Source organism: Nonomuraea antri (assembly GCF_013283785.1).
In the GTDB taxonomy this organism is placed as follows: Bacteria; Actinomycetota; Actinomycetes; order Streptosporangiales; family Streptosporangiaceae; genus Nonomuraea; species Nonomuraea antri.
Genome location: NZ_JABCPZ010000058.1, coordinates 36,152 through 48,440, shown reverse-complemented (window position 1 = coordinate 48,440; position 12,289 = coordinate 36,152). Strand labels below are relative to the sequence as shown.

Sequence of the window (12,289 nt, the reverse complement as noted above, 5' to 3'; positions counted from 1 at the left end):
CATCACCGGCCAGGCACCGACCACGCCCCCGCCACCGCCTCCGCGGGCACCCCCGGGCCGCCGCACGCCCACGGCGACCACCGCACCCGCGACGTGCCCGCCGCCGAGGCCCCCTCGGTACGCCTGGAGGTGCGCCCCGACAGCGACTCGGGCTGGAACCTGCACCTGGTCACCGAACGGTTCGCGTTCACCCCCGACAGCGTCGGCGGCGCCGCACTGCCCGGCACCGGGCACGCCCACCTGTACCTGGACGGTAAGAAGATCGCCCGCCTGTACGCGCCCTGGCACCACCTGCCCGCCGACGCGGTCCCGGCCGGGCCGCACACGCTGACCGTCCGGCTCAGCGCCGACGACCACACGCTCTGGTCGGTGGCGGGCAAGCCGGTGGAGGGCACCGCCACCGTCGAAGGGACCGTCGAAGAACCCAAGGACACCACCGCCCCGGCCGGCGCCGCGGTCACCGTCGCGGTGCGGATCAGCGGCGGCCAGGTCACCCCGCCGCCCGGCCGGGTCGAGGTCGGCCGGGGCGACCGGGTACGGCTGGAGGTCACCGGCGACCGGGCCGACACCGTGCACGTCCACGGCTTCGACCTGGAACGCCCCCTCACCCCCGGCACTCCGGCCGTGATCGAGTTCACCGCGGACAAGAGCGGGCTGTTCGAGGTGGAGACGCACGACTCCGGCCTCGTCCTGACCCAGCTGGTCGTCCGATGAGCGAGATCCCGGCCCGGACGGTGGTTCGATGAGCGAGATCCTGGCCCACGGGATCGGGTCGCGGCACGACCTGCCCATCCCCGCGTTCTACGCGTTCGCGGGGGCGCTGGCCGCGTTGCTCGTGTCGTTCCTCGGCCTGGCCGTGTTGTGGGCCGAGTCCAGGTTCCGCGGGCGCGAGGCCGGCCGGGCGCTGCCCGAACCGTTGCGACGGCTCGCCGACGCCCCCGCGACGAGGACCGCGCTGCGCGCGCTCGGCCTGCTGGGCGCCGCGTTCACGCTGGTCGCGGCGCTGTTCGGGCCGGACGACCCGGAACGCAACCCGGCGGCCACGTTCGTCTACGTCGTGTTCTGGGTCGGGCTGGTGCCCGCGTCGCTGCTGCTCGGGCCGGTGTGGCGGCTGGTCAACCCGCTGCGGACGCTGCACCTGGCCCTGTCGCGGATGCTGCGCCGGTCCGCGGCCGACTCCGGCAGGGAGCCGCCCGCCCGGCTCGGGTACTGGCCGGCCGCGGCCGGGCTGCTCGCATTCACCTGGCTGGAACTGGTCGCGCCCGAGCCCGCCGCCAACGCGTCCATGCTGGCGTTCTTCGGCTGCTACGCCGTCGTCCACCTGGCCGGGGCGCTGGCGTACGGGCCGCGCTGGTTCGACAGGTGCGACGCGTTCGAGGCGTACTCGGCGCTGATCGGCCGGCTCGCCCCGCTCGGCCGCCGCGCCGACGGCAGGCTCGTGCTGCGCAACCCGTTCCACGGCCTGGACGCGGTGCGCCCCGCGCCCGGGCTGGTCGCGACCGTGTGCGTCATGCTCGCCTCCACCGCGTACGACGGCTTCTCCGATGCCCCCACCTGGGTCAACACCCTGCAGACCGCCGCCATCGGACCGACCGCCACCGGCACCCTCGGCCTGCTCGCCGCCGTCGCCGGGGTCGCCCTGCTGTACGCGGCGTGCATCGCGGTCGCCGGGCTCATCGGCTCGGGAGCGCGGGGCCTGGGCCGGCGCGGCGAACTGGGCGCGTTCGCCCACTCGCTGGTGCCGATCGCGGTCGGCTACCTGGTCGCCCACTACTTCTCGCTGCTGGTCATCGAGGGGCAGCGGGCGTTCATCCTGGCCTCGGACCCGCTGGACACCGGCCTGGACCTGTTCGGCACCGCCGCGCGCACCGTGGACGAGTCCGTCGTCGGCCCCGGCACGATCGCCACCGTGCAGGTGCTGTCCATCGTGGCCGGGCACGTGCTCGGCGTGATCGCCGCGCACGACCGGTCGGTGCGGCTGTTCGCCCCGGCCAGGGCCGTGGCGGGGCAGATCCCGCTGTTCGTCCTCATGGTCTGCTACACACTCGGCGGATTGACCTTGCTGCTCGCGGCATAGGCTCTGCACTCGGGGCGTGCCGATCATGGCGCGCCGACGCGAAGAAGAGGTGTGCATGGGGGCGCAGGCCCGTGAGGAGAGCGCGCCGCTGCGGCGCGCGCCGGTGCAGCGGCGCAGCGCCGAGCGGCTCGACCGCATCGTCGACGCGTGCGCCGCGCTGCTGGACGAGGTCGGCTACGACGACCTGACCACCCGCGCGGTCGCCCAGCGCGCCGGCGTGCCGATCGGCTCGCTCTACCGCTTCTTCCGCGACAAGCGCGCCCTGGTGACCGCGCTCGGCGAACGCAACATGGAGCAGTACAGCGACCGCCTGGCCACCCGGCTGCCCCGCACCGGACGCGACTGGAACGCCGTGGTCGACCTGGTCGTGGACGAGTACGTGACGATGCGGCGCGGCGTCGCCGGGTTCGCCACGATGGACTTCGGCAGCAGCGAGGCGCTCAGCCTGCGCCTGGCCGCGCTGCTCACCGAGCACCTGGGCGCGCCGGTCGGCCCGGACTTCCAGCGGGCGCTGCGCATCGCGGTGGAGGCGTGCGACGCGGTGCTGCGTTACGCCTTCCGCGACGATCCGGCGGGCGACGCGCTGGTCATCGCCGAGACCAAGGAGCTGGCCCGCGCCTACCTCGTCCGCTTCTCGCTGGAGCACCGGCCCGGCGCCTTTACAAAGTAGATCACGGGGTCCGGCAGGTGCGCCGGCGGTTTTCCCGGGCAGGAGGATGGCCACCTCCGAGGAGCCGCCGTGCCCGAGACCTCGCCCAGACCCCCGCAGCCGACGGAACCGCCACCGCAGGCGCCGTCGCCGCGACCGCCGGAACTGCTCGGGTTGCCGGAACGGCCCGAGCGGCCCGCGCGGCCGTTCGGGAGCAGCCCGTTCTCCTTCGGCTTCACCGCCGCGCTCGGCGTGCTCACCGCCTGGCTGCTGGTGCAGGCGCTGTCGGCGACCGCGTCGGTGCTGATCCTCATCCTCATCTCGCTGTTCCTCGCCGTCGGGCTCAACCCGGTGGTGCGGTGGCTGGGACGGCGCGGCCTGGCCAGGGCGTGGGCGATCACGGTGGTGTTCCTCGGCGTGATCGTCTTCTTCGCCGTCTTCGCGCTGGCCCTGGTGCCGGCCGTGTCGGAGCAGGCGGGCGAGTTCGTCAGACGGCTGCCCACCTACATCGCGACTTTGCAGGACAACGCGCAGATCCGCGAGCTCGACCAGCGGTTCGGCCTGCTCGAACGCGCCCAGCAGTACCTGACGAGCGGCGAGATCGGCCGCCAGCTGTTCGGCGGCCTGCTGGGGGTGGCGGCCGTGGTGGTCAGCGCCGTGTTCTCCGGCCTGACCGTGCTGATCCTGACCCTGTACTTCCTGGCCGCGCTGCCGTCGATCACCCGCACCGGCTACCGGCTGATCCCGCGCAGCCGCCGCGACCGGGCCAGGCTGCTGGGTGACGAGATCCTCGACAAGGTCGGCGGGTACGTGGCGGGCAACCTGCTCATCTCCCTGATCGCCGGGGTGACGACGTTCGTGTTCCTGTCCATCGCCGGGGTGCCGTACGCGCTGGCCCTGGCGATCATCGTGGCGGTCACCGACCTGATCCCGATGATCGGGGCGTTCATCGGGGCGGGGGTGGCCACGCTGGTCGCGCTGTTCGTCTCGCCCGCGGTGGCGATCGCCACGCTGGTCTTCTTCGTCGTCTACCAGCAGGTCGAGAACTATCTGATCGCGCCCAGGGTGATGAAGTCGTCGGTGGACGTGCCCGCCGCCACCACCATCGTGGCCGCGCTCATCGGCGGCGCGCTGCTGGGCGTGGTGGGCGCGCTGCTGGCCATCCCGGCGGCGGCCGCGGTGCAGCTGCTGCTGGCCGAGGTGGTGCTCCCCCGCCAGGAACGGCACTGACCCCGCACCAGCGTTCAAGACGCGGGTGCTCCCGCCGGCGTACAACGGTGCCCCGCGCAACGCAGGAGGGGGAGCATGGACGTCGGTTTCATCGGTCTCGGGCTCATGGGGCTGCCCATGGCGCTCAACCTGGCCAGGGCGGGCACCCCGCTGGTCGTCTGGAACCGCACCGCGAGCCGGGCCGAGCCGGTGGGCGCGGCGGGCGCGAAGGTGGCCGACGGCCCGGCCGAGGTGTTCGAGCGGGCGGAGGTGATCTTCCTCATGCTGTCCGACGGCGACGCGATCGACGCCGTGCTCGGCCGCCGCGCGGGCACGGTCGCCGCCGGGGTGGCCGGCCGGACGATCGTGCACATGGGCACCACCTCGCCCGTCTACTCCGCCGGCCTGGAGTCGGACCTGCGGGCGGCCGGCGCCGGCTACGTCGAGGCGCCCGTGTCGGGCTCGCGCGAGCCCGCCCGGGCCGGGCACCTGGTGGCGATGCTGGCCGGGGAGCCGGACGCCGTCGCCCGGGTGCGCCCGCTGCTCGGCCCGATGTGCCACGAGACGGTCGAGTGCGGGCCGGTCCCCGGCGGGCTGCTGATGAAGCTCGCGGTGAACATCTTCCTGATCACCATGGTGACCGGGCTGTCGGAGTCCGTGCACTTCGCCGACCGGCACGGCCTCGACCTGGAGCGGCTGCTGCGCGTGCTCGACTCGGGCCCGATGGCCAGCGCCGTCTCACGGGCCAAGGCGCGCAAACTGGCCGACCGGGACTTCGCGCCGCAGGCGGCGCTCGCCGACGTGCTGAAGAACAACCGGCTGATCGCCGAGGCGGCGCGGGCGTCCGGGGTGGCCTCACCGCTGCTGGACGTCTGTCACGCCCTGTTCGGTGAGGCGCTCGCGCTCGGGCACGGCGATCTCGACATGGCGGGGGTCGTCCACGCCATCGAGTCCCGCGACGCCGGCCAGGTCACTCCGCCGGGTCGATGACGAAGTTGTCGCGGAAGACGTTGCCGGGGTCGTAGCGGCGTTTGAGCTCGCGCAGCCGCCGCAGCGTGGCGGGCGGGTAGGCGTCGGTGAGGCGTTCCGGCCGCCGGTCGGTCTCGAAGGTGGTGTACAGGCCGGTGAAGTGCTCGCTCATCGCGTCCCAGGCCCGGTCCAGCCGGGTCCTGCTGGAACCGAAGGCGACCAGCGAGAAGTTGGCCGACCGGTGCGCGTACGCGGTGGCCTCGGGCGGGACGTCGGCGACCGCCCCGCCGACGGAGCGGATCTGGAAGAAGTACGACGTGCCGTCCCCGACCAGGCGGGCGGCGGCCGCGGCCAGGCCCGGCGTGAGGTGCTCGGCCAGCGCGGAGCGGCTGACCGGCTCGCCCTGCCCGTGGTGCGGCCCGGACGGCGCGTGCATGATCGCCTGGTACGGCAGGATCCGCACCGAGTGGTCCAGCAGCGGCGCGGTCGCGGCCAGCGGTTGCAGCAGGTCGATGACGGTGTCCGGGTCGTCGCTGTCGACCACGGCCATGGCCTGGGCGATCAACGGCTGCCCGGGGCGGGCGCCGCCGATGATGAGGAAGGCGGTCAGCGCGCGCGGCGCCGCCTCGATCGTGGCGCCCCACCGTTCCAGGAAGCCGGCGGTGTCGCTCGCGTCGAAGACGAGCTGGGCGAACCCGATGTCCCCCACCTCGTCGGCCTGGAACTCGAAGGCGGTGACGGCGCCGAAGCCGGCGCCCGCGCCGCGTACCGCCCACAGCAGGTCGGGGTGCTCGTTCGCGTCGGCGCGCACGTGGCTGCCGTCGGCCAGCACCAGTTCGGCGGCGCGCAGGTGGTCGATGGTCAGGCCGTGCGCGCGGGCCAGCCAGCCGATGCCGCCCGCGGTGGCCAGGCCGCCCACGCCCACCCCGCCGTAGTCGCCCGAGCTGAGCGCCCACCCGTACGGGGCCAGCGCCGCCGCCACCTCGCCCCAGCGGGCGCCGGGGCCGACGCGGACCAGGCGGGTGGCCTCGTCCAGGACCTCGATGGTGTTGAGCCGGCCCAGGTCGATGACGATGCCGCCGCGGTTGGTCGAGCGGCCGCTGATGCCGTGGCCGCCGCTGCGCAGCGACAGCCCCACCGGCTGGGCGCGGGCGAAGGCGAGCGCGTCGGCCACCTCGGACGGGCTGCCAGGCCGCAGCACCAGGCCGGGCGCGCCGCCGCGGACGTAGGTGGAGCGCACGTCCGGGTAGGCGGCGTCGCCGGGTTCGACGGCGGTCCGCGCCAGCGAGGCGGGCACCCGGTCGTAGTCGATGCCGGGGTGGCGGCGGCTGCGCACGGCGCGGCCGGGCGGGACGCCGACGACGGTGCCGCGCAGCGCGCGCTCGGCGGCGACGGCCTCGCGCAGCACCGGGACGACCTCCTCGCCGAAGCCGCGCAGCGCGGCGGGGTCGCCGGTGTCCAGCAGGAACGTGCTCAGCCCTGCCTCCATGACCAGCGGCAGCAGGGCGTCCACCCAGCCCTTGTCGGGGGTGGCGCCGGTGCCGGGGATGACGGCCAGGCGGCGGATCTCGCGCGGGTCACGGCCGCCGGCGGTGGCGGCGGCGTCGATCAGCGCCTGCCGCTCACGCAACCGCGCCACCCGCCCGGCCCACGCGGGCCCCGCAGCGCCGCCGTTGCCGGGCTCGGCGGATTGGGCCGGGTCGGCGTCCAGGACGGTCAGCCAGCCGTCGGCCTTCTCCCCGGTGAGCCTGAGCGCGGGCGCGTCGCGGGCGGCGAGCCAGAGCGGGATGGTGTGCGCGGGCGCGGGGCCGCGTTCCGCGCCCTTGACCTGGTGGTGCCGGCCCTCGACGTGCAGCGGGGAGTCGTCGGCGGCGGACCAGATGCCCCGGATGACGTCGATGGCCTCACCGGCCGCCGCCACCGCATCGGACGTCAACCCCTGCGTGCCCGGGACTGTCGCGTGGGCGTCCAGGGTGAGTTCGACCCGGCCGCCGGTGAGCAGGTCAAGGCCGGCTGCGGCGCGGGCGACGACGGCGGGCGGGCGCAGCGCCGCGTTCAGCGTGGCCGTCAGGCCGATGGTGCGGGTGCGGGCGGCGGCCCAGCTCAGCAGCGTCCAGCCGTCCGGCCCCTGCTCGGCGGGGTCGGGGAAGGCGACCAGGTCCAGGCCCAGCTCCTCGCCGAGCACCGCCGTCTCGACCGCGTCGCGCGGCGAGCCGTCACCGGCGGCGGCGAGGGCGCCGAAGCGCAGTGGATGACCGTAGTCCATGCTCACTCCCCCGTCCGCGCCGCACCGGCGGGGCCGCGCTCGGCCGCGACGAGCTCGCGCAGCGCCGGTGCGACCTCCCGGCCGAAGATCTCCAGGCCGGCCGGGTCGTCGCCCATCAGGATGTAGCCGGAGAAGCCGTACTCCAGCGTCAGCGCGGCCAGTTGCTCCACCCACTGCTCGGGCGGGCCCGACAGGAAGCCGCCGCTCGCCGGGCCGAAGCCGCCGCCGACGTTGAGCAGGCGGCGCACGGCGGACGGCGCGCGCCCGGCCGCCGCCGCGGCCTCGTCGATCATCGCGTTGCTCGCCGTGATCTCCTCCAGCCCGCCGCGCAGGTACGGCAGCGACGGCAGCCACCCGTCGGCCTTCTCCCCGGTCAGGGCCAGCATGCGCGGCTTGTACGCGCCCAGCCAGATCCCGATGTCGTGGGCCGGGGCCGGGCCGCGCTTGGCGCCGTCGACCCGGTGGTAGGCGCCGTCGACGCGCAGCCGGGTGCGGTCGCCGGCGTCCCAGACGCCGCGGATGATGTCGATCGCCTCGCTCAGCGCCTGCACCCCCTGGCCTGGGGTCAGCTTGCGGCCGCCCATGGCCTCGATCGCGTCCCAGAACCCGCCGGCGCCCAGGCCGAGCTCGAAGCGCCCGCCGCTGAGCAGGTCCAGGGTGGCCGCCGCGCGCGCCGTCACGGCCGGGGGCCGCAGCGGCAGGTTGAGCACGTTGGCCGAGAGGCTGACGCGCTCGGTGCGCGCGGCCACGTAGGACAGCAGCGTCCAGGTGTCGAGCAGCCCGCTGTTGTACGGGTGGTCCTGGAAGGTCACCAGGTCGAGCCCGGCGGACTCGGACGTGCGCGCCAGCGCCAGGACCTGGTCGGGCGCGGTGTTCACAGGGGTGATGAAGGACCCGAAGAGCAGGTCGTGGCCGTAGTCGGGCATGGCGTACGCCTCTTTCCGCCTTATCCGTTGTCCCGCAGATGTGTTGTCCCACAGATGATATGCATGACAGACAGATGGTCGAACAGAACATGGCCGGGTATTGTTCCCCTATGAGCGCGAAAGCGGCCAAGACCCGCCACGACGAGGGTCCCGCGCCCGCCGACGGAGACTTCGGCTGGCAGCTCGGCATGCTGCTGAGCGCCTACCACAGCGTGATCGCGCCGGTGCTCGACCCGCTGCCGCACACCATGCGCGGCTACCAGATCCTGTCCACCGTGGTGCACGGCGACCAGCCCACGCAGAGCGCGCTGGCCGCCCACCTGGGCATCGACAGGACCGTGATGACCTACCTCATCGACGACCTGGTCGAGGCGGGGCTGGTCGAACGCCGGCTGAACCCGGCGGACCGGCGGGCGCGCAAGATCGTCGTCACCGAGGAGGGTGCGCGCCGGCTGGCCGAGCTGGAACGGCACGTCCGGCTGGCCGAGGACGCGCTGCTGCGCCCGCTGCGCCCGGCGCAACGGCAGGTGTTCCGCGACCTGCTGCGCACGGTGGCCTGCAACGCGCGCGGCATCGACCCGCGGACCGACCCGTGCACCACCGCGGAACACCTGCTCGCCGACGCCGCCGGCGGCTAGAGCGGCCGGCCCGAGCGCACCAGGGGACGAACCGCCCCGCACGCCAGGGCGCCCGCAGCCGCCGCCGGTTCCGGTTCGCGGCGGGGGGAGATCGCCGGGAGCCGGGTGGGCCGGTCAGCGGATGCGGGCGCGTGGGCCGGTGCGCGGCGCGGTGTCAGCCGGCCTCCCGCAGGAGGTCGGCGATCACCTCGCCGAGGATGCGCACGCCGTTGTGCGTCAGCACCGACACGGGATGGAACTGGACGGAGGCGAAACCGGGGCCGCGCAGCGCGTGGATCTCCCCGGTGTCGGCCTCCCTGGACACCTCGACCGTCCCGCCGCGGGCCGCCGGGCAGGTGAAGCGGTCGTCCGCGCTGCGGGCGGAGAAGGTGTTGTAGAAGCCCACGAGCTCGGTGCGGCCCATGAAGCCGATCTTCCGCTGCACGCCCTGGTTGGGGAACGGGTTGCGGACGATCTCCAGGCCGAGCAGCGTGCTGAGCACCTGGTGGCCCAGGCACACCGAGAAGAACGGCACCCCGAGCTCCAGCAGCCGCAGCGTCACCTCCCTGATGCGGGCGATCTTGGCGTGGCCGTGGTCGCGCGGGTCGCCTGGGCCGGGGCCGACGATGACCGCGTCGAAGACGTCCAGCGGGAAGTCCTCGTCGTAGCGGTGCACGGTGACCTCGCAGCCGAGCGCGGCCAGCATGTGCCTGGCCATCGCGGTGAAGGTGTCCTCGGCGTCGATGACCAGCACCTTGCGACCGGCCAGCTCGGGCATCCGGTAGGAGTCGCGTTCGCCGTCCTCGAACCAGAACGCGCCGAGCGGGGCGTTGCGCTCGTCGAGGATCCGGCGGACCTGCGGGTGCTCGTTGAGATCACCGGCCGGGCAGGCCGCGGGCCCGGCGGGCCCGGCGGGCGCGGCGCCGACGCCGTTGAGCGCGTCGAGCAGGCCCGCCGCCTTGGCCCGGGTCTCGGCCGCCTCGGAGGCGGCCGAGGAGTCGCGCACCAGCGTCGCGCCGACGCCGATCCGCATCCGCCCCGCCGCGTCGATGTCGGCGGTGCGGATGAGGATCGACGAGTCCAGGGCGCGCTCGCCCGCCTCGTCGCGGCCGATCAGCGCGACCACCCCGGCGTAGTAGCCGCGGCCCTCGGGCTCGAAGCGGCTGATCACCCGGCAGGCGCTCTCCAGCGGCCCGCCGGTGACGGTGGGCGCGAACATGGTCTCGCGCAGGATGTCGCGCACGTCGAGGCTGCTGTGGCCCTCGATGAGGTATTCGGTGTGGGCCAGGCGCGCCATCTGCTTCAGGTACGGGCCGAGCACGCGCCCGCCGTCCTCGCACACCCGGCCCATCATCTTCAGTTCCTCGTCGAGCACCATGTACAGCTCGTTGGCCTCCTTGGCGTCGGACAGGAACGTCAGCAGCTCGCACAGGTCGGGACCGGAGTCGCCGTACCGGTAGGTGCCGCTGATCGGGTTCATCGTCACGCTGCCCCGGTCGAGGCTGATGTGCCGCTCGGGCGAGGCGCCGACGAACGTGCGCGCGCCGGTGTGGATCACGAACGTCCAGTGGCAGCCGGGGTCGCGGCCGAGCAGCCGGCGGAAGAAGGCCAGCGCGGTGCCGGTCGACCAGTTGCCGATCTCGGCGGTGAAGGCCCGCTTGATGACGAAGTTGGCGCCCGTGCCCTGGCCGATCTCCTCGGCCAGGACCCGGCGGACGGTGGCCGCGTACTCCTCGTCGTCGGCGTCGAACGCGCCCTCCCCCAGCTCGATGGGGCCGTCGGGCAGGCGGTCGAGCACGTCGGCGAAGGGCAGCTCGGCCTGGTCGGTCACGGTCATCGTGAGCAGCGGGGCGCCGTCGTCGGGGTAGGCGAACCCGCGCTCGCGGATCTGCCGGTACGGCAGCAGCGCCAGCACCTCGTGCCGGCCGCCGGAGCCGGCACCCGGACCCGGCCCGCCGGCCGGCGGCAGCGGGATGTCGGCCACGCTGCCGACCTCCGCCGTCTCGCCGACCAGCAGGTCGACCAGGTCCGCCCGGCCCGCGCCCGGCCGGTGCAGCAGCGCGAACGGCGGCGCGTCGGGCCCCATCACCCGTTCGAGCAGCCGGTCACCGGCCGGCGTGCGCGCGCTCACCGCCCCGCTCCGCCCAGCATGGCCAGCGCGGCCCGGGTGGACATGGTCACCGAGCACCGGGACGAGGCGTACTCCAGCGCCATCCGGTGGTAGTCGGGGGTGAAGTCGGCCACCGCGTCCCCGATCAGGAACGTCTGGATGTCGTGCGAGAAACCCTCGTGCGCGGTCATCAAGATCCCCACATGGGCGTACACACCGCAGATCACCAACTGGTCGCGTCCGGCGGCCCGCATCAGGTCCAGCAGCCCGGTCCGGCAGAACGCGCTCGGCCGCCACTTGGTCAGCACCACGTCGCCGTCGGCGGGGTCGAGCCCGCCGACGATCAACCGGTGCTCGGGGTCCCTGGACATCCCCGGACCCCAGAAATCCTTCAGCAGGCCGCGCTGCTCATCGCTCATCCCGCCAGGCTGCGCGGTGTACATCACCGGCGCGCCGTGCGCGGCGAAGCCGGCGCGCAGCGCGGCGACGTTCGTCACCAGGTCGGTCAGCGGCGCCTGCTCACGCGGGAAGGGCCGCAGGAAATAGTTCTGCATGTCGTGGACGAGCAGCACCGCCCTGGCCGGATCGATGGTCCACGGCGCGATGTTGCGCGGCAGCTCGTCCTCGACCGGCATGCGATACGGCTCGATCACCGGAATCGCCATGATTCCTCCTCTCTCGTCTTTCGTGTCATCGGCCGAGGGCGGCGCCGCCGTCGACCGTCAGATCGTGCATGGTGATGTGCGCCGCCCGCTCGGAGAGCAGGAACAGCACGGCCTCGGCGACGTCGGCGGACTCGGCCAGCCGGCCCAGCGGGATGCCGACGCGGAACGTCTCCGGCGTGCCGTCCAGGCAGGCCCGCAGCGCGTCGCCGCCGTCGCCCCACAGCGAGGTGAGCATCGGGGTGTTGGTCGAGCCCGGCGCGACGACGTTGCACCGGATGCCGAACTTGGCGACCTCCAGGCCGAGGCAGCGGGTGAACCCGGCCGCGGCCGCCTTGGAGGCGGCGTAGGCGGCCATGCTCCAGCGCGGGGTGCCTGCGGCGTTGGAGGTGACCGTGACGATCGAGCCCTTCCTGCGCGGGATCATCCGGCGGACCACCGACCGGCTGACGTGGAACACGCCGGTCGCGTTGACCGCGAACGACATGCTCCAGTCCTCGTCGCTGAGCGCGACCGCGGCGCCGGTGCGCAGCACGCCTGCCGCGTTGACCAGGTAGACGATCGGGCCCAGCTCGTGCTCGGCGGCCGAGACGACCGCGTCGACGGCCATGCTGGACGACACGTCCACCGGGTAGCCGCGCACCACGTGCCCTTCGGCCCTGAGCTCCTTGACGACCAGGGCCAGCGCCTGCGCGTTGGCGTCGAGCGCGGCCACGGCCACGCCCTCGGCGGCCACGGCCCGGACGACGGCCTCGCCGATCCCGCCCGCCGCCCCGGTGATCAGGGCTGTCTTGTGCCGCATCG

General features: G+C 74.1%; 10 protein-coding genes and 1 pseudogene. 6 read left to right on the top strand and 5 right to left on the bottom strand.

Translation table 11 applies throughout. From position 1 onward, the window contains the following. From HII36_RS20670 to HII36_RS20650, 5 genes are all read left to right on the top strand, one after another. Positions 1-714 (top strand): cupredoxin domain-containing protein (locus tag HII36_RS20670; protein ID WP_173524869.1); only part of this gene is annotated, 714 nt, incomplete at its 5' end. A gap of 28 nt (positions 715-742) precedes the next feature. Then, on the top strand, positions 743-2,077 hold the full coding sequence (locus HII36_RS20665) for a hypothetical protein (protein ID WP_173524868.1): 1,335 nt from the start codon (positions 743-745) through the stop codon (positions 2,075-2,077). Positions 2,078-2,132: 55 nt separating this feature from the next. Next, the gene (locus tag HII36_RS20660) at positions 2,133-2,747 is read left to right on the top strand and encodes a TetR/AcrR family transcriptional regulator (protein WP_173524867.1); all 615 of its coding nucleotides are present in this window, start codon (positions 2,133-2,135) and stop codon (positions 2,745-2,747) included. A 69-nt stretch (positions 2,748-2,816) separates the two neighbouring features. Beyond that, positions 2,817-3,956 carry an AI-2E family transporter gene (locus HII36_RS20655; RefSeq protein WP_328807801.1) on the top strand — a complete coding sequence of 380 codons (1,140 nt, stop codon included), beginning with the start codon at positions 2,817-2,819 and terminating at the stop codon, positions 3,954-3,956. 75 nt (positions 3,957-4,031) lie between these two features. Next, on the top strand, positions 4,032-4,925 hold the full coding sequence (locus HII36_RS20650) for an NAD(P)-dependent oxidoreductase (RefSeq protein WP_173524866.1): 894 nt from the start codon (positions 4,032-4,034) through the stop codon (positions 4,923-4,925). Here the strand turns inward: HII36_RS20650 and HII36_RS20645 are convergent. Together HII36_RS20645 and HII36_RS20640 are read right to left on the bottom strand one after the other, a co-directional pair. After that, the gene (locus HII36_RS20645) at positions 4,906-7,170 is read right to left on the bottom strand and encodes an LLM class flavin-dependent oxidoreductase (protein WP_173524865.1); all 2,265 of its coding nucleotides are present in this window, start codon (positions 7,168-7,170) and stop codon (positions 4,906-4,908) included. The two genes, HII36_RS20650 and HII36_RS20645, sit on opposite strands and share 20 nt — an antisense overlap. A 23-nt stretch (positions 7,171-7,193) precedes the next feature. Continuing rightward, positions 7,194-8,096, bottom strand: a pseudogene (locus HII36_RS20640) (LLM class flavin-dependent oxidoreductase); the annotation flags it as partial. 110 nt (positions 8,097-8,206) lie between these two features. Between HII36_RS20640 and HII36_RS20635 the strand changes: the two are divergent. Next, positions 8,207-8,734: a MarR family winged helix-turn-helix transcriptional regulator gene (locus HII36_RS20635; protein ID WP_173524863.1), complete on the top strand. Its 528-nt coding sequence runs from the start codon at positions 8,207-8,209 to the stop codon at positions 8,732-8,734. A 154-nt stretch (positions 8,735-8,888) separates the two neighbouring features. Here HII36_RS20635 and HII36_RS20630 read toward each other — a convergent pair whose 3' ends face one another. From HII36_RS20630 to HII36_RS20620, 3 genes are read right to left on the bottom strand one after another with little or no spacing between them, the layout of a single operon-like run. Continuing rightward, positions 8,889-10,844, bottom strand: coding sequence for an anthranilate synthase family protein (locus HII36_RS20630; RefSeq protein ID WP_328807800.1), 1,956 nt, complete (start codon positions 10,842-10,844; stop codon positions 8,889-8,891). Then, positions 10,841-11,488: an isochorismatase family protein gene (locus HII36_RS20625; protein WP_173524862.1), complete on the bottom strand. Its 648-nt coding sequence runs from the start codon at positions 11,486-11,488 to the stop codon at positions 10,841-10,843. The genes HII36_RS20630 and HII36_RS20625 overlap by 4 nt, the downstream gene beginning before the upstream one ends. A gap of 25 nt (positions 11,489-11,513) precedes the next feature. After that, positions 11,514-12,287: a 2,3-dihydro-2,3-dihydroxybenzoate dehydrogenase gene (locus HII36_RS20620; protein WP_173524861.1), complete on the bottom strand. Its 774-nt coding sequence runs from the start codon at positions 12,285-12,287 to the stop codon at positions 11,514-11,516. Positions 12,288-12,289: the final 2 nt, after the last annotated feature.